27 protein-coding genes are annotated in these 25,755 nt (G+C 60.6%); 13 read left to right on the plus strand and 14 right to left on the minus strand.

Annotated elements, in window-relative coordinates; all coding sequences use genetic code 11:
- Positions 1-6 precede the first annotated feature (6 nt).
- The 5 genes from kdpC (at position 7) to F8N43_RS18100 (ending at position 6,841) form a co-directional block, all read left to right on the plus strand.
- On the plus strand, positions 7-702 hold the full coding sequence (kdpC, locus tag F8N43_RS18080; RefSeq protein ID WP_150639843.1) for a K(+)-transporting ATPase subunit C: 696 nt from the start codon (positions 7-9) through the stop codon (positions 700-702).
- Positions 699-2,768: a potassium-transporting ATPase subunit KdpB gene (gene kdpB, locus F8N43_RS18085; protein ID WP_150633903.1), complete on the plus strand. Its 2,070-nt coding sequence runs from the start codon at positions 699-701 to the stop codon at positions 2,766-2,768. The genes kdpC and kdpB overlap by 4 nt, the downstream gene beginning before the upstream one ends.
- Positions 2,769-2,822: 54 nt before the next feature.
- Positions 2,823-5,516: a sensor histidine kinase gene (locus tag F8N43_RS18090; protein ID WP_150633904.1), complete on the plus strand. Its 2,694-nt coding sequence runs from the start codon at positions 2,823-2,825 to the stop codon at positions 5,514-5,516.
- Positions 5,513-6,205 (plus strand): response regulator, encoded by a 693-nt coding sequence (locus tag F8N43_RS18095; protein ID WP_150633905.1) that lies wholly within the window; start codon positions 5,513-5,515, stop codon positions 6,203-6,205. Before F8N43_RS18090 ends, F8N43_RS18095 begins: the two co-directional genes overlap by 4 nt.
- Positions 6,206-6,343: 138 nt before the next feature.
- Positions 6,344-6,841: a GNAT family N-acetyltransferase gene (locus tag F8N43_RS18100; protein ID WP_150633906.1), complete on the plus strand. Its 498-nt coding sequence runs from the start codon at positions 6,344-6,346 to the stop codon at positions 6,839-6,841.
- A gap of 69 nt (positions 6,842-6,910) precedes the next feature.
- Here the strand turns inward: F8N43_RS18100 and F8N43_RS18105 are convergent, their stop codons facing one another.
- On the minus strand, positions 6,911-7,516 hold the full coding sequence (locus F8N43_RS18105) for a pyridoxamine 5'-phosphate oxidase family protein (protein WP_150633907.1): 606 nt from the start codon (positions 7,514-7,516) through the stop codon (positions 6,911-6,913).
- 7 nt (positions 7,517-7,523) lie between these two features.
- Complete coding sequence (locus tag F8N43_RS18110) at positions 7,524-8,009, minus strand: GNAT family N-acetyltransferase (RefSeq protein WP_150633908.1); 486 nt, start codon at positions 8,007-8,009, stop codon at positions 7,524-7,526.
- 141 nt (positions 8,010-8,150) lie between these two features.
- Between F8N43_RS18110 and F8N43_RS18115 the strand changes: the two genes are divergently transcribed.
- From F8N43_RS18115 to F8N43_RS18125, 3 genes are all read left to right on the plus strand, one after another.
- On the plus strand, positions 8,151-8,576 hold the full coding sequence (locus F8N43_RS18115; RefSeq protein WP_150654111.1) for a YybH family protein: 426 nt from the start codon (positions 8,151-8,153) through the stop codon (positions 8,574-8,576).
- Positions 8,577-8,643: 67 nt separating this feature from the next.
- On the plus strand, positions 8,644-8,988 hold the full coding sequence (locus tag F8N43_RS18120; protein ID WP_150633910.1) for a YciI family protein: 345 nt from the start codon (positions 8,644-8,646) through the stop codon (positions 8,986-8,988).
- A gap of 59 nt (positions 8,989-9,047) precedes the next feature.
- Positions 9,048-10,283, plus strand: a complete 1,236-nt coding sequence (locus F8N43_RS18125; protein ID WP_150639847.1) for an RNA polymerase sigma factor — start codon at positions 9,048-9,050, stop codon at positions 10,281-10,283.
- Between the two features lie 98 nt (positions 10,284-10,381).
- Here the strand turns inward: F8N43_RS18125 and F8N43_RS18130 are convergent, their stop codons facing one another.
- Positions 10,382-11,236: a LysR family transcriptional regulator gene (locus F8N43_RS18130; protein WP_150633912.1), complete on the minus strand. Its 855-nt coding sequence runs from the start codon at positions 11,234-11,236 to the stop codon at positions 10,382-10,384.
- Positions 11,237-11,326: 90 nt separating this feature from the next.
- Here F8N43_RS18130 and F8N43_RS18135 point away from each other — a divergent pair, with 90 nt between their 5' ends.
- Positions 11,327-11,764 (plus strand): multidrug/biocide efflux PACE transporter, encoded by a 438-nt coding sequence (locus F8N43_RS18135; RefSeq protein WP_150633913.1) that lies wholly within the window; start codon positions 11,327-11,329, stop codon positions 11,762-11,764.
- A gap of 43 nt (positions 11,765-11,807) precedes the next feature.
- Here F8N43_RS18135 and F8N43_RS18140 read toward each other — a convergent pair whose 3' ends face one another.
- Positions 11,808-12,566, minus strand: a complete 759-nt coding sequence (locus tag F8N43_RS18140; RefSeq protein ID WP_150633914.1) for an SDR family NAD(P)-dependent oxidoreductase — start codon at positions 12,564-12,566, stop codon at positions 11,808-11,810.
- A 120-nt stretch (positions 12,567-12,686) separates the two neighbouring features.
- Here F8N43_RS18140 and F8N43_RS18145 point away from each other — a divergent pair, with 120 nt between their 5' ends.
- Positions 12,687-13,583 carry a LysR family transcriptional regulator gene (locus tag F8N43_RS18145; RefSeq protein ID WP_150654112.1) on the plus strand — a complete coding sequence of 299 codons (897 nt, stop codon included), beginning with the start codon at positions 12,687-12,689 and terminating at the stop codon, positions 13,581-13,583.
- Positions 13,584-13,717: 134 nt separating this feature from the next.
- On the opposite strand, the gene F8N43_RS18150 is transcribed toward F8N43_RS18145, so the two are convergent.
- From F8N43_RS18150 to F8N43_RS18165, 4 genes are all read right to left on the minus strand, one after another.
- Entirely contained in the window at positions 13,718-14,440 is a 723-nt protein-coding gene (locus F8N43_RS18150) for a TylF/MycF/NovP-related O-methyltransferase (RefSeq protein ID WP_007946102.1), read from the minus strand.
- Complete coding sequence (locus F8N43_RS18155; RefSeq protein WP_008032558.1) at positions 14,437-15,303, minus strand: hypothetical protein; 867 nt, start codon at positions 15,301-15,303, stop codon at positions 14,437-14,439. The genes F8N43_RS18150 and F8N43_RS18155 overlap by 4 nt, the downstream gene beginning before the upstream one ends.
- 189 nt (positions 15,304-15,492) lie before the next feature.
- Positions 15,493-17,106 (minus strand): inorganic phosphate transporter, encoded by a 1,614-nt coding sequence (locus F8N43_RS18160; RefSeq protein WP_150654113.1) that lies wholly within the window; start codon positions 17,104-17,106, stop codon positions 15,493-15,495.
- A 127-nt stretch (positions 17,107-17,233) separates the two neighbouring features.
- Positions 17,234-18,256 (minus strand): transporter, encoded by a 1,023-nt coding sequence (locus tag F8N43_RS18165; RefSeq protein ID WP_150633918.1) that lies wholly within the window; start codon positions 18,254-18,256, stop codon positions 17,234-17,236.
- Positions 18,257-18,524: 268 nt separating this feature from the next.
- Between F8N43_RS18165 and F8N43_RS18170 the strand changes: the two genes are divergently transcribed.
- Positions 18,525-20,150, plus strand: coding sequence for a methyl-accepting chemotaxis protein (locus tag F8N43_RS18170; protein WP_150639850.1), 1,626 nt, complete (start codon positions 18,525-18,527; stop codon positions 20,148-20,150).
- Between the two features lie 63 nt (positions 20,151-20,213).
- Here F8N43_RS18170 and F8N43_RS18175 read toward each other — a convergent pair whose 3' ends face one another.
- Both F8N43_RS18175 and F8N43_RS18180 read right to left on the minus strand, forming a co-directional pair.
- The gene (locus tag F8N43_RS18175) at positions 20,214-20,522 is read right to left on the minus strand and encodes a PepSY domain-containing protein (protein WP_150633920.1); all 309 of its coding nucleotides are present in this window, start codon (positions 20,520-20,522) and stop codon (positions 20,214-20,216) included.
- Between the two features lie 200 nt (positions 20,523-20,722).
- The gene (locus tag F8N43_RS18180; protein ID WP_150639851.1) at positions 20,723-21,850 is read right to left on the minus strand and encodes a glycerophosphodiester phosphodiesterase; all 1,128 of its coding nucleotides are present in this window, start codon (positions 21,848-21,850) and stop codon (positions 20,723-20,725) included.
- Positions 21,851-22,069: 219 nt separating this feature from the next.
- Here F8N43_RS18180 and F8N43_RS18185 point away from each other — a divergent pair, with 219 nt between their 5' ends.
- The gene (locus F8N43_RS18185) at positions 22,070-22,396 is read left to right on the plus strand and encodes a DUF2025 family protein (protein WP_150633922.1); all 327 of its coding nucleotides are present in this window, start codon (positions 22,070-22,072) and stop codon (positions 22,394-22,396) included.
- 124 nt (positions 22,397-22,520) lie between these two features.
- Here the strand turns inward: F8N43_RS18185 and F8N43_RS18190 are convergent, their stop codons facing one another.
- A complete protein-coding gene (locus F8N43_RS18190) occupies positions 22,521-22,844 on the minus strand; it encodes an antibiotic biosynthesis monooxygenase family protein (protein ID WP_150639852.1) in 324 nt (107 codons plus the stop codon).
- Positions 22,841-23,548, minus strand: coding sequence for a CTP synthase (locus F8N43_RS18195; protein WP_150654114.1), 708 nt, complete (start codon positions 23,546-23,548; stop codon positions 22,841-22,843). The genes F8N43_RS18190 and F8N43_RS18195 overlap by 4 nt, the downstream gene beginning before the upstream one ends.
- A 189-nt stretch (positions 23,549-23,737) precedes the next feature.
- Here F8N43_RS18195 and F8N43_RS18200 point away from each other — a divergent pair, with 189 nt between their 5' ends.
- The gene (locus tag F8N43_RS18200; RefSeq protein WP_150633925.1) at positions 23,738-24,049 is read left to right on the plus strand and encodes a hypothetical protein; all 312 of its coding nucleotides are present in this window, start codon (positions 23,738-23,740) and stop codon (positions 24,047-24,049) included.
- Here F8N43_RS18200 and F8N43_RS18205 read toward each other — a convergent pair whose 3' ends face one another.
- Both F8N43_RS18205 and F8N43_RS18210 read right to left on the minus strand, forming a co-directional pair.
- Positions 24,050-24,580 (minus strand): DUF1003 domain-containing protein, encoded by a 531-nt coding sequence (locus F8N43_RS18205; protein ID WP_150654115.1) that lies wholly within the window; start codon positions 24,578-24,580, stop codon positions 24,050-24,052. It abuts the gene before it with no gap.
- A gap of 71 nt (positions 24,581-24,651) precedes the next feature.
- On the minus strand, positions 24,652-25,728 hold the full coding sequence (locus tag F8N43_RS18210) for a diguanylate cyclase (protein WP_150654132.1): 1,077 nt from the start codon (positions 25,726-25,728) through the stop codon (positions 24,652-24,654).
- Positions 25,729-25,755: the final 27 nt, after the last annotated feature.

Genomic DNA, 25,755 nt, shown 5'->3' on the forward strand with positions numbered 1-25,755 from the left:
GCTGTGATGACTCAAGTACAAACCCAAACCAAGATGCGATTTCTGTTTGTCGGCCTGTTGCGCCCGGTGCTGATTTCGGCGGCGTTCTTCATGTTGTTGACCGGGTTGGCGTATCCGTTGTTCACCACGCTGGTGGCCAACGTGCTGTTCCCGTTTCAGGCCAGGGGCAGTCTGGTTGAACGGGACGGGTTGGTGATCGGTTCGGCGGTGATCGGCCAGCATTTCACTCGCCCCGAGTATTTTCAGGGGCGTCCGAGCATGACCCTCGGCGCCGACCCACTGGACCCGAGCAAGAGCGTGGCACAGCCATACAACGCCGGTTCCAGTGGCGCCAGCAACCTTGGCCCGACCAGCCAGAAGTTGATCGACGCCGTGGCCCTGCGTGTCGAAACCTACCGCCAGCAGAACGGCCTGGCAGCCGATGCACAGGTGCCGGTGGACGCGGTCACCGCGTCGGCATCCGGCCTGGACCCGCACATCTCGGTGGCCAACGCACAGATTCAGGCGTCGCGCGTCGCACGCCTGCGTCACTTGCCGCAAGCCGATCTGTTGAAACTGGTGAACGCCCACACCGAGCAACGCACCTTTGGCTTGCTCGGCGAGCCCCGGGTCAATGTGCTGCAACTCAACCTCGCGCTGGATGCCTTGACGCCTGTGCATCAGCCATCCCTTGCGGCCAGTGAACAAGAGAAACAACCATGAGTAAGCAAGCTCGTTTGCCTTTGTTTGACCGTGGGTTGTTGCTCACGGCGTGCCTGGATGCTTTCAAAAAACTGCTACCCCAGGCGCAGTGGAAGAACCCGGTGATGTTTGTGGTGTACCTGGGCAGCATCCTCACCACGCTGTTGTGGGTGCAATCACTGGTCGGCAAGGGAGAAGCCCCCAGTGGTTTCATTCTCAGCATCACGCTGTGGCTGTGGTTCACCGTGCTGTTTGCCAACTTCGCCGAAGCCCTGGCCGAGGGCCGCAGTCGGGCCCAGGCGGCCAGCCTGCGCGGGATGAAGCGCCAGACCCTGGCCAAGCTGTTGCAGCAACCCCGCCACGGTTCCGCCTGGCGGCCAGTGCCTTCCAGTGAACTGCTCAAGGACGCCGTGGTGTTGATCGAGGCGGGCGATCTGGTGCCCCTCGACGGCGTGGTGATCGAAGGCGTGGCGTCGGTGGATGAAAGCGCGATTACCGGGGAATCGGCACCGGTGATTCGCGAGGCGGGCGGCGACTTTTCATCGGTCACCGGGGGCACAAAAGTGCTGTCGGACTGGCTGGTGGTGCGCATCAGCGTCAATCCCGGCGAGTCGTTTCTGGATCGCATGATTTCCATGGTCGAATCCGCGAAACGCCAGAAGACGCCCAACGAAGTGGCTCTGACCATTCTGTTGGTCGGCCTGACCTTTCTGTTTTTGCTGGTGATCGTGACCCTGGGCCCGTACTCGTTGTTCGCGGTGGGCATGAGCGGCGGCGACGTGGTCAGCGCAACGGTGCTGGTGGCGCTGCTGGTCTGTCTGATCCCTACGACCATTGGTGGTCTGCTGTCGGCGATTGGTGTGGCGGGCATGAGCCGGATGATGTCGGCCAATGTCATTGCCACTTCCGGGCGAGCCGTGGAAGCGGCGGGTGACGTTGACGTCCTGCTGCTGGACAAGACCGGCACCATTACTTTGGGTAATCGCCAGGCCAGCGTTTTTCTGCCCGCGCCGGGCGTCAAGGAATCGGAACTGGCGGACGCTGCGCAACTGGCCTCGCTGGCCGACGAAACACCGGAAGGCCGCAGTATCGTGGTGCTCGCCAAGCAGAAGTTCGACCTGCGGGCGCGGGACCTCAATGCCTTGGGGGCGAGCTTCGTGCACTTCACCGCGCAAACCCGCATGAGCGGCGTCGATCTGGCCGGTGGCCGGCGCATCCGCAAGGGCGCGGCAGATGCCATTCGCCAGCACATCGAGGCGCTGGGCGGCAGCTTTCCGCCGGGATTGCAGATTAAGGTCGATGAAGTCTCGCGCCGTGGCAGTACGCCGCTGGTCGTGTGCGAGGGTGAACAGGCATTGGGCGTGGTCGAGCTCAAGGACGTGGTCAAGGGGGGCATCAAGGAGCGCTTTGCCGAACTGCGGCGCATGGGGATCAAGACGGTCATGATCACCGGCGACAACCGCCTGACGGCGGCAGCGATTGCCGTGGAAGCCGGGGTTGACGACTTTCTCGCCGAGGCCCGGCCGGAAGACAAGCTGCAACTGATCCGCGACTACCAGGCGCAGGGCAAGCTGGTGGCGATGACCGGCGACGGCACCAACGATGCGCCGGCACTGGCCCAGGCGGACGTGGCAGTGGCCATGAACAGTGGGACTCAGGCCGCCAAGGAAGCGGGCAACATGGTCGATCTGGACAGCAACCCGACCAAGTTGATCGAGGTGGTTGAAGTCGGCAAGCAGATGCTCATGACGCGCGGTGCGTTGACCACCTTCAGCGTGGCCAACGATGTGGCCAAGTATTTTGCTATCGTACCGGCCGCATTCGTCGCGACCTATCCGCAACTGGGTGCCCTGAACGTGATGCACTTGAGCAGCCCGAACTCGGCGATTCTCAGCGCGGTGATCTTCAATGCCCTGATCATCGTGTTTCTGATCCCGCTGGCGCTCAAGGGTGTGACCTACCGAGCCATCGGCGCGGCGGCGTTGCTCAATCGCAACCTGCTGATCTATGGCCTCGGTGGTGTGCTGGTGCCGTTCGCGGGGATCAAGGTGATCGACATGCTGTTGGCCGGGCTTGGCCTGGTTTGAAAGGACTGACTGCACGGCGCCCTCTGTGGCGCCGTGCCGTTGAAAAGGATTGCCATGCTCGTAACTGATACGTTCACCGCTTCGCGTGACGGCCGCCCTGATCCCGACGCGCTGCTGGAGAAGCTGCAACAAGACGAACAGGCCGCCTTGCGCGGCAAATTGCGCATCTATTTCGGCTCCAATGCAGGGGTGGGGAAAACCTGCGCCATGCTCACCGCGGCCCAGCGCGAAGTGGCCCAGGGCCGTGACCTGGTGGCGGGCGTGGTCGAAACCCATGGCCGTCGGGAAACCGCGGAACTGCTTAGCGGTCTGGAACTGCTGCCGCGCTACAACGTGATGCACCGCGAGTGTGCCCTCAGCGAGTTCGATCTGGATGCCGCGCTGGCGCGACGTCCGGCGGTGCTGCTGGTGGATGAACTGGCTCACAGCAATGTTCCCGGTTCGCGTCACCCCAAACGCTGGCAGGATGTTGAAGAACTGCTGCGTGCCGGCATCGACGTCTGGACCACCCTCAATGTCCAGCACCTGGAAAGTCTCAACGATATCGTCAGCGGGATCATCGGCATCCGGGTGCGCGAGACCGTGCCCGATCATCTGTTCGACGATGCCCATGAAGTGGTGGTGATCGACCTGCCGCCCGATGACCTGCTGCGCCGTCTCAAGGAGGGCAAGGTCTACTTGCCGCCTCAGGCCGAGCGTGCGTCCCGGCATTTCTTTCGCAAAGGCAACTTGCTGGCCTTGCGCGAACTGGCGCTGCGGCGTACTGCCGATCGCGTCGATGCACAGATGCGCGACTATCGCCGCGAGCGGTCCATCAACACGGTTTGGCCCGCGCGCGAGCGTTTACTGGTGGGCGTAGCGGGTTACCCTTCGGATGAGCGTCTGGTGCGGGAAGCGGCGCGTCTGGCGCAAAAGCTTGAAGCGGACTGGATTGTCGTCCATGTGCCTTCGGTTCAGCGCCGTGAAGCGGGGGCGAACCGCTATGCCGCCGCCATGAAAACCCTCGCGCTGGCCGCTGAATTCGGCGCCGACACGGCCACGCCGTCAGGCATGGACGTGGCCGAGACCCTGGTGGCGTTTGCCCGTGAACATAACGCCAACCGCCTGGTGCTCGGGCATTACCCGCGCAAGGTTTGGCAATTCTGGCATCAGTCGATCAGTGACCGTATCAGCCGTCGTCACCCCGAGATCGATCAGATTGTCATCGCTCATGGCCCGTTGCCCGTCGTGGTAGCGGTTGCGCTGAACACCGATGCAGCGTTGCCGCCGAGCAGGGCTCCGGCGTATCTGTGGGCCAGCCTTGCCTGTTTTTCCGCCACGGCGGTGGCCGCCTTGTTGCTGCAGGTGTTTGATCTGGCCAACGTGGTCATGCTGTTTCTGCTCACCGTGGTGTTGGTCGCCCTGCGTTACGGGCGCGGGCCGGGTGTCTGGGCGGCGATGCTGGCGGTGCTGTGTTTTGATTTCTTCTTCGTCCAGCCACGCTGGTCGTTCACGGTCAACGACACCCAATATTTCTTTACCTTCGCCCTGATGCTGGGGATTGCCTTGATCACCGGTCAACTGACGGCCCGCCTGCGTCACGAGGCGCGCACCGCTGCCGGCCGTGAGCGGCGCGCGACGTCATTGGCAAGGTTGGCGCGCGACCTGTCGGCGGCGCTGACGGTGGAGCAGATCACCGAGGTGGCGCTGCGCACCTTCAGCGGCGTGTTTGAAGCGCGTGTCGGGTTGGCGCTGCCGGACGCTATAGACAATGTCCATTGCAGTGGCGCCGGGGCATTCCCGATCGATGAAAGCATTGCCCAATGGGTGTACGACCACGGCCAACCCGCGGGTCAGGGCACCGATACGCTGGCAGCCTCTCAAGGACGCTATTTGCCGTTGAAGGCGCCGATGCGCGTACGTGGCGTGTTGGTGCTCGAACTGGCGGAACCCGAGCGATTGAGCGAGCCTGAAGAACAGCGTTTGCTCGAAGCGTGCATGAGCCAACTGGCGATCGCGCTGGAGCGGGTGCATTTCGTCGAAGTGGCGCAGAGCACTCTGGTGCAGATGGAGGGCGAGCGCATGCGCAATACGCTGCTGGCCGCGATCTCTCATGACCTGCGCACGCCGCTGACGACCATTATCGGCGCGGCCGATGCGGCGACGCCCCATGCGCCGCCCGGACCGCTGACACAGTTGCTGGGCGGTATCCGCGATCAGGCCAGCTCCATGCAGCGGTTGATCGAAAACCTGCTGGACATGGCCCGGATGCAGGAGCGCGGGGTGCGCCTGAACCGGCAATGGCACTCGCTGGAGGAAATCGTCGGCAGCGCGTTGCGGCAACTGCGCGAGCCGTTGGCACGGCATGTCGTGCGCACAGCGCTGTCGCCGCAGTTGCCCTTGGTGGAAGTCGATGCGCTGTTGATCGAGCGCGTGCTGGTCAACCTGCTGGACAACGCCGCCAAGTACACCCCGGCCGGAACGCTGGTGCAGGTTGCCGCGCGGCAAGAGCAGGACAGCATTGTGCTGGAGGTGATCGACGCCGGCCCCGGTTGTCCTCAAGGCAGCACGCCGCAAAGCTTGTTCGAACCGTTCACGCGGGGTCAGCAGGAGTCGGCCGTGGCCGGCATCGGCCTTGGGCTGGCGCTGGCAAAACGCATTATCCAGGCCCATGGCGCAACCATCGAGGCGCAACCCCAGGCCACCTCGGGCATCCGCTTTGTCATCACTCTACCGGCGGGTCACCCGCCTTCCATGGAATCGCTATGACCAGTGCACGCATCCTCATTGTCGAGGACGAGGCCAACATCCGCCGTTTCATCGGTATCGCGCTGCAGGATGAAGGTTTTCAGGTGTTCGAAGCCGACAACGTCAAGCGCGCCCTGATCCACGCCGCCAGCCGTCAACCGGATCTGGTGATTGTCGATCTGGGCTTGCCCGACGGTGACGGCAAACAATTGATCAGCGAGCTGCGGGGCTGGATGACGGTGCCGATTCTGGTGCTGTCGGCGCGTGATCGTGAAGAGGAAAAAGTGGCGGCGCTGGATGCGGGTGCCGACGATTACCTGGTTAAACCCTTCGGCGTGCCCGAGTTGCTGGCGCGAATCCGCGCCCAGTTGCGTCGACATGTGCAGAACGGGACCGCCGCCGTCACCAGCAAGGTGACGTTCGGCATGATCGAAGTGGACCTGGCCACGCACGAGGTCCGGCGCGAGGGCCAATCGGTCCATCTGACGCCCATCGAGTATCGCCTGCTGTGTGCGCTGATTCGCGGACAAGGCCGGGTCATGACCCATCGCCAGTTACTGCTGGAAGTGTGGGGCCTGGACTACGTTGATCGTGCTCACTATCTGCGGGTGCACATGGCGCACCTGCGGCAAAAACTCGAGGCCGATGCGGCCCAGCCGCAGCATTTCATCACCGAATTGCAGGTGGGTTATCGTTTGGTGGGGCTGTAGAGAAGGGCAGGTGCTGGTTGCAGCGCCAGGCCTTGTCGTACGAGTGCCGGGTGTCGGGCATTCGAGGGCCGGCAAGTGTTGTTAGAATTGGCGAGCGATACTCTGTCATCTCACTTGCCCCAAGGTTGCTGTTCTGCCATGAACTCGTCGAACCCTGTCATCCGAAACGTCCTGCCCGCTGATCTGGACCGCTGCTACGCCATCGAAACCGTTGCCTACGAAGGCGACGAAGCCGCCACCCGAGAAAAAATAGCCACCCGCATCGCCACCTGGCCCGAGGGGTTTATCGTCGCCGAGGTGGACGGCGTGGTCGCCGGTTTCATCAATTCCGGGGCGGCGTATCAGGTGGAGATGTCCGACGAAGCGTTCAAGGAGCTGATCGGCCACGACGCGGCCGGCCCGCATGTGGTGATCATGTCGGTGGTGGTGCATCCGGATTATCAGGGGCAGGGTTTGGCGAAACGCTTGATGGGCGAGTTCATCGAGCGCATGCGTGCGTTAGGCAAGACCAGCATCAACCTGATGTGCAAGGAACGGCATATTCCGCTGTATGCCGGATTCGGGTTTGCCTACGTCAAACCTTCCGCGTCAGACCACGGCGGGATGGCGTGGCATGAGATGGTGTTGGCGTTGTAACGGATCCAGCGACCACTGAAGATCCTTGTGGGAGCGAGCCTGCTCGCTCCCACAGTGTCAGGCGTCGTGTCAGTAGAGACTGTCCCGCACTCGGGCCGGTGCTTCGCGGTCATACGTCTCGGCATCAAACTGCCCGTCATTCAAGCGTTTGTGAAATGCCCCCGCCGTCGGCAGCGCCGAGCGATCCAGGTGCTTCTCGGGGTTCCACACATCCGAACGCACCATCGCTTTCGAACAGTGGAAAAACGCCGCCTCCACTGTCACCAGCATCACCGTGCGCGCCGGTTTGCCGTTGACCGCGAAGCTTTCCAGTAACCCCGGTTCATCGCTGATCTGCGCCGTGCCGTTGACCCGTAACGTCTCGCCGATCCCCGGGATGATGAACAGCAGCGACACCCGCGAGTCGAGCACCACATTGCGTAGCGTGTCGATGCGGTTGTTGCCCGGGCGATCCGGGATCGCCAGGGTGCGCTCATCGATGATTCGCACAAAACCCGGTGTGTCGCCGCGCGGTGAGCCGTCCAGGCCGTCGGGGCCGACGGAGCTGATGATCACCAGCGGCGAGGCGCGAACCATCGCTTGATAGTCCTCGTTCAGAAAGGCGATTTGCTTGCGCACGGCGCGTTCGTGGGGCAGGCCGTAGATTGCTTCCAGTGCTTCGATGCTGTCGAGCATAACCACCTCAGAAAATCAGGCCCATGCGCCGTTCGTAACCGATCCGGCCCTTGTAGGCTTCGCCGCTGTCGACCCAGCCGAATTTGGCATACAGCGCAATGGCAGCCTCGTTGTCCGCATCCACCGACAACTCCAGCGCCCTGATTTCGGGAAAGGCCTCGCGCGCCACGTCGGGCAGGGCTTGCAGGCAGGCCCTGCCATAACCTTTGCCTTGATGACGTTGGTCAACTTGCAGGGCATGCAGGGTGGCGCTGTGTTCGTCGGCCCAGGCGGGCAGCACCGGCGGGCGTTTGAGCAGCAGGAAAGCCACCGGAACATCCTCGACCAGCAGGGCAAATCCCTTAACGCCGGGGCCGGGTTTGGACAGCAGGGTGTGCAACGCACCGTGGATGTCGCCGGAGAACCTGATCTGTTCCTGATGAACTTCGATGGCCTCGACCTGCTGGCACTGGTGCGCGTTCAGGGTTTCGTAAGGCACGAGTCGGGCTGTCACTGGAGTGTCCTTTTTCCAACAGAAATGAGCCTCGGATTCTAGCGAGTTTGCGCCCATGGTTTATTTTTATTTCGACTGTCGATTTGGCGTCTTGCCAGGCGACTAAGGGTGTCTTCACAACAAAAACCACGGAGAACCATCATGACGGCTACACACGAAATCCAGACCCTGATCGACACCTATCGCCAGGCGGTGATCGCCAAGGATGTCGAGAAAATCATGGCCCTGTATGCCGACGACCTTGTCTCCTACGACGCGGTCAAGGCCCTGCAATTTCGCGGCAAGCCCGCTTACCGCGCGCATTGGCTGGAATGCATGGAAATGTGCCAGGGCGCGCATAAATTCGACTTCGACCACATGAACATCGTGGCCGATGAGCACATCGCCTTCGCCCATTGGCTGGCCCATTGCGGCGGCACCAACGACCAGGGTGAAACCCAGGCCTGCTGGATGCGCGTGACCGCTTGCTATCGGCGCGAGGCCGGCCAATGGCGCATCGTCCACGAACACTGGTCGGCCCCGTTCGACATGATGAGCGGCACTGCGCTGTTCAACCTGGAGCCCTGATCGTCGGGAAGTGCCACCCACGCGCCAAACTGCAGCCATAGTTGATCAGTTCGATCCGGAGAGCCCCATGAAGTATTTATGCCTGGTCTACAGCAATGAACAGGAGTTGCACTCACTGCCCGACAGCCCCAAGGACGCCGAGTGCATGGCCTACGCCGAATCGATCCAGGGCAGCGGCCGCATGCTCGCCGCCGAAGCGCTGGAGTCGGTGCAGACCGCCACCACCGTGCGTATGCGCAACGGCAAAGTGTCGATCACCGACGGCCCGTTCGCCGAAACCAAGGAGCAACTGGCCGGCTTCTACCTGATCGACGCCAAAGACCTCAATGAAGCCCTCCAGGTCGCCGGCGACATTCCGGCGGCCCGGGTCGGCTGCGTCGAAGTGCGACCGGTTCGTCAATTGAATCCCTGAGTCACAACAAAAAAGGAGGTCCCTGTGGTGACGCCGTTGACTGAAGGCATTCGGGACTGATGGCTGACGTGTCGGTCAAGGCTCGGGTCGAGCAGGTTTACCGCGAAGAGTCGCGGCGGATCCTCGCGACCCTGATCCGTTTGCTCGGTGATTTCGATCTGGCCGAGGAGGCTTTGCACGAGGCCTTTTTCGTCGCGGTCGAGCGTTGGCAGCGTGACGGTGTGCCGGACAATCCACGCGCCTGGCTGGTGTCCACCGGGCGCTTCAAGGCGATCGACGGCTTGCGTCGGCGCGCGCGGTTTGCCGCGTCCCGACCGATGCTGATCGCGCAACTGGAAGCCCTGGAGCAGGCCGACTGGAGTGACGAAGACGTGGAAGACGATCGCCTGCGTTTGATCTTCACCTGCTGTCACCCGGCACTCGCGGCGGATGCTCAAGTGCCGCTGACATTGCGCGAAGTCTGCGACCTGACCACCGAAGAAATCGCCCGGGCGTTTCTCTCGGCGCCGGCCACCATTGCCCAGCGCATCGTGCGCGCCAAAGCGAAAATCCGCGACGCGAAAATCCCTTATCAGGTGCCGACCCTGGCGGAGTTGCCCGAGCGTCTCGACAGCGTGCTACGGGTGATTTACCTGGTGTTCAACGAAGGTTACTCGGCGTCCGTCGGCACCGAGCTGACTCGGGAAGACCTGACCCGCGAGGCCATCCGGCTCGGCCGATTGGTCATGGAGTTGCTGCCCGAACCCGAAGTGATGGGCCTGCTGGCGCTGATGCTGTTGCATGAGTCACGGCGCCCGGCGCGAACATCGGCCAGTGGCGAGTTGATTGTGCTGGATGAGCAGGACCGTTCGCTGTGGGATGCCGGGTTGATTGCCGAAGGTTGCGCGTTGATCGAGCGGGCGCTGAGTACGCGGCGATTCGGGCCGTACTGTCTGCAAGCGGCGATTGCGGCGGTGCATGCCGAAGCGATGACGGCGCAGGAGACGGACTGGGCGCAGATTGCGGGTTTGTATGAGGTGCTGTTGGCGGCGGTGCCTTCGCCGGTGATTGAACTGAATCGCGCGGCGGCGATCTCCAAGCGCGATGGACCGTTGGCGGGGTTGATGTTGGTTGAAGGGATTCTGAATCGCGGCGAATTGCTGGATTACCACCTGGCGCATTCGGCGCGGGCGGAGTTTTGTCGGCAGTTGGGACGGGTGGAGGAAGCGCGGGCGGCGTATGAGCGGGCGCTGGAATTGACGCAGCAAGTGCCGGAGCGACGGTTTATCGAGGCGCGGATCAAGGCTTTAAAGTGAGGCGATCTGGCGGGCCCCATCGCGGGCAAGCCCGCTCCCACAGGTTCAGCGCAAAACCTGTGGGAGCGGGCTTGCCCGAGATGAGGTCCGCAGGACCTTCATTCCAGCATCTTGCCCAACAACCAACTCCCCGCCGGCCCCGGCGGATGCAGCCTCGACCACAGCGCATCGACGAACAGCGGCTTCGGCCAGCCGCGCACCTTCAATTCCTGCAACGTCCCGGCACCAAAACGCCCCACCAGCCATCGCGGCAACGGCGCCCAGCCGAATCCACCTTGAGCCATTTCCAGCAGCATCAAATAACTCGGTGCCGACCAGACGCGCCCCTTTGCACGGCTTTCATACGGATTGACGATCGTCGCCAGACGCAGCTCCCGATGCTGCTGCAACTGCTCCTGATCGATTCCGGTCAGAGTCGCCAACGGATGCTCACGAGACACGAACAAAGCGATTTCCGTGCGCTCCTGCACCGTCGAACTGACCAGATCCGGCGGGTAACTGTCTTGTTGCTCGGCGAACGCCACATGCGCCCGACCGCTTTGCACCAACGCCACCAGGTCATCGCATTCGGCGATCAGGCATTCAAGCTCAAGGTCCGGGTAACGCTGCTCGAACGCACTGAGCGCCGCTTCGAAGCGGTCGGACTGATAGGTGTCGGAAATCGCCACGGTCAGCTTCGGCTCAACTCCTTGGGACAACTGGCTGGCGGTCATTTCCAGGCGACTGGTGGCCGCGAGGATGTCCTCGGCCCGTTGCAACATCACGTGCCCGGCCGGGGTCAATGTGGGCTTGCGGCTGCTGCGGTCGAACAGCACCAGATTCAGATCGATCTCCAGGCTCGCCACCGCCGCGCTGATGGTCGACTGACTGCGCCCCAGTTTGCGTGCCGCCGCAGAAAACGAGCCTTGGGTCGCCGCTTGAACAAACGCTTGCAACACTTCCTGAGACGCCATGAACTATCGCCTTGATCGATGGTTATTGGTTATGAAGTATCGGCGTGAGGATGGATCATGGCAACCACAGTCACTCAGGGAGTTCTGCTCATGAACGCCAACAAATCCATCACTGAACGTATTTTCCAGGCCATCGGCTTTGAACTGCTGGCCATCGTGATCTGCACCCCGTTACTGGCGTGGATCATGGACAAGCCGATGCTCGACATGGGCGTCGTCACCGTGGTCATTGCGGCACTGGCCTTGGCCTGGAACGTGATCTTCAACGGGATTTTCGACCGCGTGCTGGCGCGATTCGAGATTGCGCACAACGCTGGGTCGCGAATCGTCCATGCGCTGCTGTTTGAAGGGGGGTTGGTTGCGGTCGGCGTGCCGCTGATCGCCTGGTGGCTCAACGTCAGCTTGTGGCAGGCATTCCTGCTGGATATCGGCGTGTTGCTGTTTTTCCTGCCGTACACCTACGTTTACCACTGGGTATATGACGTGGTGCGCGAGCGATGGGTGATGCGCACTTCATGTGAAGGATGATCGTTGAGCGGGCTGATCGTCAGCCCGCTCGCATGAGTGCTGTTTACAAAAACATCCCGCCCGACGCCTCGACGCGCTGCCCGTTGATCCACTGGCTGCCCGGTGCCAACAGCAGCGCAATCACGGCGCCGATGTCGTCCGGCAGACCGACGCGACCCAGTGCGGTATTGGCGGCGACCATTTGGTTCACCTGCGCGTTGTCGCGCACGGTGCCGCCGCCGAAATCGGTTTCGATCGCGCCCGGCGCCAACGTATTCACCGAGATGCCCCGCGCACCGAGCTCCTTGGCCTGATAACGCGTCAGCACTTCCATCGCGCCTTTCATCGCCGCGTAAGTGCCGTAACCCGGCAGGCTGAAGCGGGTCAGTCCGCTGGACACGTTGACGATGCGACCGCCATCAGCCAGCAACGGCAGCAACTTCTGGGTCAGGAAAAACGGCCCTTTCAAATGGATGTTCATCAGCAGGTCGAACTGCTCGACGGTGGTGTCGGCGAAGTTCGCATACACACCGATGCCGGCGTTGTTGAGCAAGAAGTCGACGTGCTGGCGATCAAAATGGCTGCGCAAGACCTCGGCCACCTGCGTGGCAAAATCAGCGAAGCGCTCGCTCTGGCTGACGTCCAGTTGCAGCATGGCGGCGCGACCGCCGAGGCTTTCGATTTCTGCGACCAGGGCTTGGGCTTCATCAGCCTTGCTGTTGTAGGTGCCGATGACGTCGACGCCTTGGGCGGCCAAGTGCAGGGCGGCGTTTTTGCCGAGGCCGCGGCTGGCGCCGGTGATCAGTGCGATTTTGCGGTTCATGGGACTTCCTCAGGGGGGGAGTAACGGTGTGAAGGAAGTTTATTTATCCGCCCTGCGGTGATAAACAGAGTGAAATTGGAATCACTGGTCGGTTCAGCCGAACAATAGAAGGTCGTCACCATGAACAAACTGGAATTGCTGCGCACCTTCGTTCGCGTCAGCGAGATGTCGAGCTTTACCCTTGCCGGCGAGAGCCTGGGGTTGCCACGCTCCACCGTCTCCGAGCACGTTCAGGCGCTGGAAACGCTGTTAGGCACCCGCTTGCTGCAACGCACCACGCGCCGGGTTCAGGCGACTCAGGACGGCTTGGTGTTGTACGAGCGCAGTAAGGACTTGCTGTCGCACATGGATGAAATCGAAGGGCTGTTTCGCCAGGACGCGGCTTCGCTCACCGGGCGGATTCGCTTCGATATGCCGAACTTTCTTGGCCGCCAGATGGTGTTGCCGCGCTTGCCGGAGTTCATGGCGCTGCACCCCAACCTGGAGCTGGAAATCAGCACCACCGATCGCCGGGTCGACCTGCAACGGGAAGGTTTTGATTGCGTGGTGCGGGTCGGCGTGCAACCGGATCAGTCGGTGGTCGCGCGTCGCGTGTGTGATTTTTCGATGGTCAATTGCGCCAGTCCCGCTTACTTGCAGCGCTACGGCGTGCCGGAAAGCCTTGCGGACCTGACCCGGCATCGACTGGTGCATTACGTCGGCGTCCTGGGTTCGCGTTCGGAGGGTTTTCTGTATGAGGTCGACGGCAAGCTGCATCGCTTGCCGATGGCGGGCAGCGTCACGGTGAATAGCACCGACGCTTATGAAGCAGCGTGCCTGGGGGGATTCGGTTTGATTCAGGCGCCGCTCAAGGGCATGCAATCGCACTTGCTCAGCGGTGAGCTGGTGGCAGTGCTGCCTCAGTTGAATGCGCCGTCGATGGAGGTGTCGCTGCTCTATGCCCGGCAACGGCATTTGCCGTTGCGGGTCAGAGTGTTCATGGACTGGCTGGCAAACGTCATCCAGTCCACAACCTGAAGAACAACCCGTGCCCCTGTGGGAGCGAGCCTGCTCGCGAAAGCGGTAGCTCAGTCAACAGTGATGTTGAATGTGAAGGCCCCATCGCGAGCAGGCTCGCTCCCACAGTGGTTGCATTTCAGTTCAGGGCTGCGTCAGACGTGGAAATAACCTACGCAGCTATCAAACGGCAGACGCTTGAGTTCGATCTTGTTCAGGTCGAGCACTTCACGAAGGGCCTTGGTTTCGCCCGGGAAGTTGCGGTAAGCGACTTCGTCCAGCACCACGATGGCGCCTTTTGGCATGTACGGCAGGAAGGTTTCCAGCGCAACTTTGGTCGATTCGTACAGGTCGGTGTCGAGGATCAGCATGGCCACGACCAGGTCCGGACGGGTCTTGACCCACTCCGGCACGGTCTTGACGATGTCGCCCTTGACCAACTCGCAACGCGGGATGCGGTTGACCGGGCGCAGCAGGTCGTTGGCGTCGATCATGTCCTGGATCAGCGATTGGTCGGTGTCGGAGAACATGGTCTCGTTGACGTCGGCCGGGTCTTCTTTCTTGTCGATGCTCTGGAAGCCTTCGAAGGTGTCGAAGCCAATGATCGAACGGTTGATCGCGTACGGTTCGAGAATCATCGACAAGTGCATGTACAGCATCAGCGAGTTGCCTTTGTACACACCGCACTCGATGATCGCGCCCGGTACTTCAGCGACTTTTTTGAACAGTTCCATACGCGACAGGGCAGCGGTCACGCCGATGCGGTTGGCGAAGACGAACGGTGCGTCGGCCACGTACTCGGCATCGACCCGTTTCAGAACGTTGGCACGGGTTTCGTTGTACTGGGCCTCGGCGGGCGTGATGCGACGCTTGGTCATGCTTCGATTCCTTGGAAATTAGAAAAGTCGTGGGCGTGGAAATAGTCTTTGAAGCCTGCGCCAACATCAGGGCAGGCGCTGTCGACATTGATCGCGCCACGCTTGTGTTTGAGGTCGTCGAGGTGCATCAGGCGGAAATCCACGCTGAAGCGGGTTTGTTCGGTGTGGTTGGCGACCGTGCCGTGCAGGTGCGAGCCGGAGAAAATCAGCATCTCGCCGGTGTTGCCGGCGATGCGCACTTCGGACGCGGTGTTGATCGCCTCCAGTGGCACCGGGTGCACGCGGACTTCCTCCTTGAGGTTGTCCTTGGCCTTGTGCCGCTGGTTGTTGATCCAGTCGTTGAGGCTCCATTCGCTGGAGGTGTTCTTCACCGGCACGTCGAAGTAGCCGGCGTTGATCATCATGGTCTGGTCGGGGCGGATGGTGTGCACCGGCATCCAGGTGTTGATCTGGCAATCGACGCTGCCGTACCAGGTATCGCGATGCGGTTTGTAGGCATAGCTGACACCGGCGTGCAGGTAGTCATAGTTCGGCACCACGCGAATGCGCGGCACGTCGAAAATGTACTCACGCGGGTCGACGCCAATCTCGTCGATGAACGACAGGATCAATTCCTTGACGCGCAGGCTGTTGGTGAACTGGCCCTTGAGGCGCGTCACCAGTACCACGAATTCTTCCACCGGCATCAGCGTGTGCAGCGCCTGGTGATTGGTCTCGCCGTCGAAGGCAGCGGTGATGCTTTCCTGGGCGAACGCACATAGCTCTTTGGCCGCGCGCAGCTGAGTGTTCAGGAAGATGTCGCCGGCGTAGATGGCTTCTTTGAAGTCAGCTTTCTGTTGAAGCTGATTGATGTACAGATTCACGATTCCACTCCTGAATGCATCGAGTCTCTTAAGAGTCGGCCACACGTTAGCAAACTGAAGTGCAATCCGGCGGGTGGCGGATCAATAAAATCGCAATCCCCTGAATTTGCGACGAAATGCTTTCCATAGGGCGATAAAAAACCCTGTAGCAGCTGGTGAAGCCCGCTGCTACAGGGTTGTGTGTTGAAGCTAGAAAATTTGGGTGAACAACCAATACAAGCTGCCCGACAACAGAATCGCCGCCGGCAAGGTCAGCACCCAGGCCATCAGCAGGTTGCGGATGGTCTTCATCTGCAACCCTCCGCCGTTGGCAACCATGGTCCCGGCCACCCCCGAAGACAGTACGTGGGTGGTGGAGACCGGCAGCCCGAACATGTCAGCCGCGCCGATGGTCAGCATGGCCACGGTTTCCGCCGAGGCACCTTGGGCGTAGGTCAGGTGGGTCTTGCCGATTTTCTCGCCGACCGTGACCACGATGCGCTTCCAGCCGACCATGGTGCCCAGGCCCAGCGCAATCGCCACTGCGATTTTTACCCACAGCGGAATGAACCGCGTCGAGTTGTCGATCTGTTGCTTGAACAGTTGCAGCTTGCCGCTGGTGTCAGCGTCGAAGTTACCGACCTTGTTCTTCTCCATCAGGCGAATGGTTTCGCTGGTCAGGTACATGTCGTTACGCACGTTACCCACGGCTTCGGCGGGCACTTTGGACAACGAGCCATAACCCTTGACCTCGGCGCCAATCCTGCCGGTGAGCGCAGCGAGTGCCGGGATCAGTTGCGGCGTGGCTTCCTTGCTGCCCACATATTCGGACAGCACCAAACGCGGGTCGGCCGGTGCCGGCAGCGGCGAACTTTTCACCAGCGCTTGTTGGGTGACTTCGGCGACGGCGGCGAACTGCAAGGCCTGATCGGCCGGCATGGTGCGGTTCAGCGCGTAAGCCATTGGCAGCGTGCCGACCAGAATCAGCATGATCAGGCCCATGCCTTTCTGGCCATCGTTGGAACCGTGGGCAAACGATACGCCGGTGCAGGTCACGATCAGCATGCCGCGAATCCACCACGGTGGCGGCGTGTTGCCTTTCGGCGCCTTGTACAACGCGCGATTCTTGACGAAGGCGCGCAACGCCAGCAGCAACAACGCGGCAAAACCAAAGCCGACCAGTGGTGAGAGCAGCAAGGCATAACCGATCTTGGTGGCCTGCGCCCAGTCCACGCCGCTGGTGCCATCGCGACCGTGCATCAGTGCATTGGCCACGCCGACACCGATGATCGAACCGATCAGGGTGTGCGACGACGACGCCGGCAAGCCCAGCCACCAGGTGCCGAGGTTCCACAGAATCGCGGCGATCAGCAGGGCGAAAATCATCGCGAACCCGGCGGACGACCCGACTTGCAGGATCAGCTCCACCGGCAGCAGGGCGATGATGCCGAACGCCACCGCACCGCTGGAGAGCAACACCCCGAGGAAGTTGAAGAATCCGGACCAGGCCACCGCGAAATTCGGTGGCATCGAGTTGGTGTAAATCACCGTGGCCACCGCGTTGGCGGTGTCGTGGAAACCGTTTACGAACTCAAAGCCCAGCGCGATCAGCAGCGCCACGCCCAGCAACAGAAACGGCGTCCAGGTGGTGACTACCGTGCCGAGTTCGTTCATGTCGTGCATCAGGCTGTACGCGGTGAACAACAACCCGCTGGCCAACCCGCCGAAGAAAATCACCAGGGTGAACAGGCTGGGTTTCTTGTCGAGCTGCGGTCTGGCGCTGCTGACGGGCGCCTGGGCAGCGGTGAAGGAAGGAGTAGCCATGCCGGACAATCCTGAGGAGGGAAGTGTGTCCGTCATGATCGTTGCCAAATGTTACGGGAAGGCTGCGTTAAGTCAGTGTTTGGGTTTTTTGTCGTTCCGTTGATCTAATTTACTTCGGAAGCAGTGCTCAATAATCCTGACGCTTACGAAACGCCCAACGCCCCGCAATCACCGTAAACGTTGCCACCAGCGCCACCAGAATCCAGAACCCCTCCGGGTCCTGGGACAGCGGTACGCCACCCACGTTCATGCCGAAGAAACCGGCAATGATGTTGATCGGCAACGCCAGCACCGTGACCACGGTCAAGGTGAACAGCGTGCGGTTGCTTTGCTCGTTGAGGTTGGCGGCAATCTCTTCCTGCAACAGCTTGATCCGTTCACCCAGCGCCGTCAGGTCGTTGATGATCAGCGCAAACTCCTCCGTGGACTTGCGCAGCTCCTTCACGTCTTCCTTCTGCAGCCATTGCGGCGGGCGATTGAGCAGGCGCAGCAACGAGCCCGGCTCCAGCGCCAGCAACCGTTGCAAGCGCACCAGCACCCGGCGATTGGCGCCCAGCTCCGCGCGGTTGGTCGACAGCCGCGAGGACAGCAATTCATCTTCGATCTGATCGACACTCTGGCTGGTCTTGCGCACGATCTGCGTCAGCACCTCGCCCTGGTCGCGCAGCAAATGCACCAGTAATTCCAGCGGCGAGCGAAAGCATTCACCGGCCTTCACCGACGAACGCAACTTGTCCACCGAGTGCAGCGGTTGCAGGCGCGCGCTGATGATCAGCCGGCTGCGGGCGCACACCCATAGCGTCGACACGTCCGAGGAGACCATGCTGCTGAGGTTGAACACCACGTCGTTGACCACCGCCAGCAACGCCGAATCGACATGCTCGATGCGCGTCGAACGCGAGCCTTCATGCAAGGCTTCGAAAAACTCGTCGGGCAATTCCAGATGACTTTTCATCCAGCGCTCGCACGCGGCGTGGGCGAGGTTCAGGTGCAGCCAGAGAAATTCATCGCTGTCGCCCGGTTGCTGCAGACACCGCAACGCCATGGCCGAGTCGATTTCCCGGCCGCGTTCGCCGGGACGAAAACTGAAACCGTACAGCAGACCGAACAGGTCCGGGTCGCGATGGCTTTGGTCAATGCTGTGGTTCATGAGGTCTCGCAGTGAGAGGCGCCTGTCGCGGGTTTCACAGGTTCACTTGAGCCGCATCATCGCAAGGCGTCTTGACAGTTTTGTGACAGCTTCGCGGAGCTGGCCAAGTGCTTTTTACCGGTGGTCGGAAGCGCTCAAGAACGGCACTGACACGCCGATCTCCCTTGGGAGCCAGCAAGCGCACGTTCGACGCTGAAGACAGGGATGTCCGGACGATTTTCACGCCACACACCATGGCGTACCTTATTCCTGTCACGAGTAACTTCTGATGTCTTTGCAAAAGTCCCTGAGAGCGCAAATTCTCGCCCTGTTGAGCGGCAGCCTGTTTGCGATGTTGTTGATCGCGTTGGCCTGCTTTCACTTTCTGTCCAGCGGCGTTCAGAGCTACGCAAACCTGATCGACGGCCCGCTGCATACCTCACAATTGATCGATGAAGCCAACCTGCAATTCAAGGTGCAGGTTCAGGAATGGAAAAACGTTCTGCTGCGTGGCAAGCAACCGGCGGACCTGGACAAATACTGGAAGCAATTCGAAGACCGTCAGCGCGACGTGCAGGGCATCCTCGGCGACCTGGCCGGGCAGAAGGGCATCGAGCCGCAACTGAAAACCCGCATCGAACGCCTGCGTGACGAACACCGCTTGTTAGGCGCTGCGTACCAGAAGGGCCGCGATGCCTACGTGGCAGCCGGTGCCGATCCAACGGCCGGCGACACTGCCGTGAAGGGCGTGGACCGGGCGACCAGCGATCAGATGAGTGAACTGGTCAGCGAATTGCGCAAGCAGGGCGTCGAGCAATCGAAGCTGATCAGTGCCAGCGCCGATCGCACCGTGTGGCTGGGCATCATCGTGATGCTCGCTTCGGGCTTGTTGATCGGGCTGTTGAGCCTGTGGCTGGTCAACCGCAACCTGGTCGAGCCGATTCGCAAACTGATCGACTACGTGGCGCAACTTAGCCGGGGCAGGTTTGCCGAACGTGTGGCCAGTACCCGCCAGGATGAGCTGGGTAAATTGGCGGTAGCGGCCAATACGCTACGCGATTTTCTCGCTGAAACCTTCAATCGTTTGCAGGTCAGTGCCAAGGATCTGGACGGCGCCAGCAGTGAGTTGAAAGCGATCGCCGGCCTCATGGCCAGCGGCACCAACGAGCAATTCAACCGCACCGACCAGGTGGCCACGGCGATGAACGAAATGTCCGCCACCGCGCAAGAAGTCGCGCGCCACGCCGCCGATGCCGCGCGTGCCGCCGACGATGCCGACCAGTCCGCCCAGCAAGGCGAAAAGGTCATGCAGGGCACCATTTACACGATCACCCAGATGCGCGGCGAAATCGCCAACACCGCGACCGTCATCCGACAGTTGGAGACTGACAGCGGCCGAATAGGCAAAGTGCTGGAAGTGATTCGCGGCATCGCCGAACAGACCAATCTGCTGGCACTCAACGCCGCCATTGAAGCAGCCCGCGCCGGTGAAGCGGGGCGTGGTTTCGCGGTGGTGGCCGATGAAGTCCGTAGCCTGGCCCAGCGCACGGCGGCGTCGATCATCGAGATCAACCAGATCATCCAGACCGTGCAAACCGGTGCGGTGGACGCGGCCCAGGCCATTGAAAGCGGTCAGTCGCGCAGCGAAGAAAGCGTGCAGCAAGTGACCGAGGCCGGTGCCATGCTGGAGCGCATCACCCATGCCGTGGAATCCATTCGCGACATGAACCGCCAGATCGCCACCGCCGCCGAAGAACAGACCTCTGTGGCCGAGGACATCTCGCGCAACCTCACTGAGATCACCAGCATCGCCAGCACCAACCTGGACAACGTGCAGCGCACCGAAGCGGCCAGCCACAACCTGCATGGGTTGTCAGGACAGTTGAATGAAGTGACGGCGCGCCTGAGCGCGTAAGGCGTCACCGGAACGCAAAAAAGCCGCACGATCCGAAAATCGTGCGGCTTTGTTTTGTGTGTATCAGTCGTCTTGTTTGTTCTTCAGGACTTCGCCGGTAGCGGCGTTCAAGTCCACGTCCCATTCAACGCCTTTGGCGTCTTTGAGTTCAACTTCATACTCATAGAGAGAAGGGTGTTGGTCCAGGTCGCTGTCGGTGATCGTGGCACCCGGGTGCAACTTCAGGACGATCTGGTTCAGTTCTTCCAGCGGCTTGATCTTTTTATCTTTGACCAACTGTGGGATCTGATCGACGGGGACATCAGCTGCCTGGGCCAGGCCAGCGGTGAGGGTCAGGGCGGCAGCGGTGAACAGGGCAGTCAAAGTCTTCATGAGGTTCTTTCCTTGGGTGAGCCGTTTAAGTGAGTCCAGATTAACTGTGGCAACTTAATTCAGGCTTAATTCCCTGGTCACGGTTAGAAGCATTCGCTAGCTGCTCCCACAGTTGATCTCGGTTGGCCACACATTTTGTGTATGCCAACGATCCCTTGTGGGAGCTAGCCTGCTAGCGATACGGGCGCCTCGGTCCTGGATCAATACCCGTTGTTCGTCAGCAACTGCGCAACGGTACCCGCCGCCGGACGTTTGTAGAACTTCAACAATTCGCTGGCGCGGTTGGTGAAGATGCCGTCGACCCCGGCGTCCATGACTTTCTGGTAATCCACCGCATCATCTACGGTGTAGACGTGCACCAACAAACCCTGGTCGTGGGTGTACTGGTTCATCCACGGTTTCACCAGATCCGAATAGCTCTGATCACCCCCCTTGGTCAGTGCCGCAGAAGGCCCGGTGCCGATCGCGCCCTGAGCCTTGGCGTACTCGACCCATTGCTGGAACTCGGCTTTGTCCTTCGGTTCCTGCTTGGCGTAATACGTGGCTTTGTCCTTGTCGCCAGACTCGGCGAACGTCACCTTGGACTTAGGCTCGATGCTGCCTTCGCCGACCCACAGCAGCAGGATCTTCGGCACCTTCGGCATTTCTTTTTCCAGCAGTTCGAGGCTGCTCTTCTCGAAGGTTTGCAGCACCACTTTACCTTTGCCCTGGCCGACGGCGAGCTCGCTTTTCGCCAGTTTCGAACCGGCCGGGCTCAACCAGCCGCGGTCCTGAAGTTTTTCCTTGAGGTCGCTTTCGATGCCCGGGAATTGCTTGGGTTCTTTGGTTTCGATGTACAGGCCGGGTTTGTGCAGTGGATTGCCTTGGGCGATGTCGATGATTTCGTCGAGGGTCAGGATTTTCAGGCCCACGTAGGAAGGGCGCGCGCGATCCGGGTAAGCCGTGTTGAACCAGCTGCCGGCATCGAGGGTTTTCAGCTCGGCGATGGTGAACGCGTTGGCCGGACTGTCCTTGCGCTCGGGGAATTTGCTGGCGACGTCGGTGGTGCGTTGCAGGTTGTTGTCGTGCAGCGCAAACAGCACGCCGTCCTTGCTGCGTTGAAGGTCCAGTTCGAGGTAGTCGGCGCCCAGATCGCGCGCCAGTTTGTAAGCGGCGGCGGTGGATTCCGGTGCATCGAAAGACGCACCACGGTGAGCGATTACCGCCGGATGCGGGATGCCCGAACGGGTTGCCAATGAGGTCGGGCTTGGCTCGCTGGCGGCCTGCGCCTGACCGAGGCCGAGCAGCACGCTCAGCAGCAGGGCGCTCTTGGTGAAAGTAACGGGCATGGTCGAGATCCTTTCGCAGAGAGTTTTTAAAGACGTCTCTTTTAACAACTGAGCGCCGCTAGCGCTATCGCGAGACCGACATAAACGTGTTTAAAGAGTATTTTTTCAGCACATTTGTGCGGTTCTTTGCAGTACTCTTGGCCCCGGCAGTTTCCCCGGCAGAGGGAAAAGCCGTTCATGCCCTGCGTGTAAACCATCGATCACATTTGTGAGGTTTATATGCGCATCACTTCTCAGCTCATCTGCCAGGCCGCCGAACAGCTCAAAGGCTTCGTCGGCCTCAATCGCAAGACCGGTCAGTACATCGTGCGTTTCAGCGAAGATTCCTTCGGCATGGACGTGGCGGATGACGGCATTATTCCTGCCAGTGAATTCGTCTGGGCGCCGGGGCCGGAGCAGGCCATGACGCTGAAGCGCGAGCTGATTCAGTTGTTGCTGGATCAGAACATCGATGACCGGATCAACATCACCGAGCCGTTGCGGGTGTATATGAATCGGCGGGAAGTGCCGGAGATTTCGGCGGTGCGCAGTCTTGTGCAGAGTTGAATTTTTCGGTGTTTGTGCTGGCCTCATCGCTGGCAAGCCAGCTCCCACAGGGTTTCGCGTCGCACACATAAACCCATGTGGGAGCGGGCTTGCCCGCGATGACGGCCTCAAAACACCACACCACTTACTGTTTGAACTCATAAGCCCGCTCAACCTTACACACCCGCGTATTGCACGCCGCATACCAGGTCGAGCGCCCACGCTCACGAATCGCGCTGTGCTCGGGATGATGTTTCCACGCCAGAATCGCCGCCTCACTGGCCCAGTAGGAAACGGTAATCCCGAGCCCGTCCTCACCTCGCGCCGATTCCACGCCCAGAAACCCCGGCTGCTCACGCGCCAGTTCAACCATGCGTTCGGCGGCCTCGGCGTAACCTTGATCGCCGTCGGTGCGCAGCGAAGTAAAAATCACCGCGTAGTAAGGCGGTTCCGGCGTCTGGGCCATCATGATTTCTGCCTCACGCACGCTTCGATCAACGCACTGACCAGCGGCGGCAACAGACCTTTGAGCGCAGCACGTTCAGGTTGAAACAGCGTGGCAACGAAGAACGGATGCCCGCGTAATTCCACTGCTCGCAAATCCCCCGATGAATCATGTCCTACGGCGCACAGCTGTTGGCTCAGCAACGCCCGTTCAAACTCGGGATTCACACCATAACGGCAGCGATAGCCTTCACGGATTTCCGAGTTTTCGTACGCCTTGGCGATCAACGAACCTTCAACCAGATGAATGCTGTCGACGGCTTCCACCAACGAACAGGTCAGTGGCGTGAGCAGCGCTCGCGTCGCATCGGGTGCTGTCTCGCCGTGCTTGGCATCTTTCCACCCCAGAACGTTGCGGGCGTATTCGAGTACGGCGTGCTGAAAACCGCCACACGTGCCGAGGAAAGGTCGCTGTTGTTCGCGGGCAAAGCGGATCGCTCGCAACGCACCGGTCTCATTACGGTAGGGACTGGCCGGTACACACCAGAAGCCATCGAAGTCTGCCAGCGGTGTGTCGTTGTCGATGCGATCGGTGGCCAACCACTGGAACTGTACGTCCAGGCCTGCGTGTTCGGCTGCCATGCCGAGGGCGACGGGAATCGCCTGGTGGGCGGTGACTTGCGGGTCGTAGTCGCCGATCAGGGCGATGCGGATGACGGTGTTTTCCATGAGTGCTCTCGACGCTTGTTGATTCCTGGAGCCCACTATAGAGGCCCATCCTCCCCGGAAAAAGCCTTCAGCGTTGAGTGCTTTTAACCTAGGGCAGGTGTCGACTTTTCTGATTGTTAATATCCCCGCCAACCTCTAGTTTGACTTCAGTCATTCGACTGAATCTTTAAGCGATGGAGAGGGATAACCATGAAAAAAACAGCAGGGAAGCTACTGGTATTGTGCTTTTGCGCAGGCGCGTGGCCGGTCATGGCACAGCCTTTCACCTGTGGCGGGAAATTTCTGGGCAGCGACACGCAAGCAGAACTGGCGCAGGCCATTATCGAAGACGGTGGAAGAGCGGTCGGCGTTCAACGAGTGTTCACGATTTGTCAAAAGGGTGTCATCCATGTCGTGCTGGACGGCAATAACGAGACGGCGACACCCAGCTATAAAAAACGCTGGCAGCAGCGTGCAGTCGCACTGCTTCAAGTACCCACAGACAAGGTAACTGTTCGCTGATCAGTGGCTCGGCGGATCTTTGCGCACAATGTGCAGGTGCATTTCCGAGGTCAGGTTTTCGATGCGTTCAGTCAGGGTTTTGGTCATCTCGGTGAGGCGGGTGTTTTGCTCGAGCAATTCGAGCAATTGCGCGGTGTTCTGCGCCGCCTGCGCCTGACGTTCACTGTTGGCCACGGCCAGCGCTTCGCGGTGCTGCGCGTCCGCATCGGACTGGGCTTTGTCCCGTGCTGCCTGCCGGGTCTGGGCCAGCAAAATCAAGGGTGCGGCGTACGCCGCTTGCAGGCTGAACGCCAGGTTGAGCAGGATGAAGGGGTAGGCATCGAAGTGGGTCATGCCGGACACGTTGAGAAAAATCCACAGCGCGACGATCAGCGTCTGCGCGCCGAGAAACACTGGCGTGCCGAAGAATCGCGCAAAGGCTTCGGCGCGCAGGGCAAACTTGTCAGTGCCGAAGGTCGGCGCCAGGTGAGCGTGAGGGCGGTGGAAACGCAAGTGATCGACGGGCGCGGTGGCTTTTCTTTCGGTGGTCATGATGCTCTCTGCAGGGCGCGGGGACTGAGGTCCACTATAGCGCCACCGTCCGGCAAGCCGCGCAGCTTTGACTAAATCGCCTGCGCGACAGCGGTCCTGCGCTCGGTATCGCGGGCGGCTAAACAGATTTTATTGCGGCCGGTATTTTTGGCCGTGTAGAGGGCTTTGTCCGCGTCATCGAGCCAGGCGATGGCATCGATGAAGGACTGATGATAAGCCGCCAGGCCGATGCTCAGGCTGATCCGCAGCTCGGGTATTTCCTGATGCCGGTAGTTGTGCAGGACTTCACGCAAGCGTTCCATGACATCCCGCGCCTGATGCAACGGCATGCCGGGCAGGATCACGCAGAATTCATCACCACCATAGCGCCCGGCCAGATCGCACTCGCGAAGGTTGCGTTTGAGTTCGGCGCTCAACTTGCGCAGCACCGAGTCACCAACGATGTGCCCGTAGGTGTCGTTGATGGATTTGAAGTGATCGATGTCAATCAAGGCAATCGCGGCGGGTTGTTGATGTGCGCGACAGCGCTGGAATTGCAGTTGCAGCAAGTCTTTCCAGGCACCGTGGTTGAGCAGGCCGGTCAGACTGTCAGTGCGGCTCAGGGCGCTCAAGGCGCGTTTGTGTTTGGACAGTTTGATCGCAAGCCGGTAACAGACCATGCCCACGGCCAATGGGTAGAGCGTGAGCATCGGCAGACACGCCCACACCTGCATCTGCGTGGAATAAGGGGTAAAGGCGGCGCCAAACAGCAGCACCGAAATCGTCCCTCCTGCCACTTGAGCAAGGGAGCCCTGAATGAACAGGCGCTGACCGCCGGCCGCGACATTATTCATGGCCATCATCGCAAGGATGGTCACGGTGGTGAGTGGGTTGAACTGAAAGGTCGCCACCCAGAAACCGCCACACAGCGAATCGAAGAGTAGGTTGTGGCGTTCTGCCTTGTAGGGAAAAGTCGAGCGGGTCGACAGTTGATAGGCCAGGTGCGGCCAGACATAACCATTGAATAGCAGCAGTACCCAGACCCAGATCGGCAGGCTCAACGGATAGAGTGCGGCGGCCACGCTGATGCAGCCGATGCCCAAGCCAATGATTCGGGGTAAGTAAATGCGTCTGGCAAATGACAAGCCCTTGCCGCGTTGGTTTTCCATAATGTCCTGCACCAGATTCATTCTGAA

This window comes from Pseudomonas fluorescens, assembly GCF_902498065.1.
GTDB lineage: Bacteria > Pseudomonadota > Gammaproteobacteria > Pseudomonadales > Pseudomonadaceae > Aquipseudomonas > Aquipseudomonas fluorescens_BJ.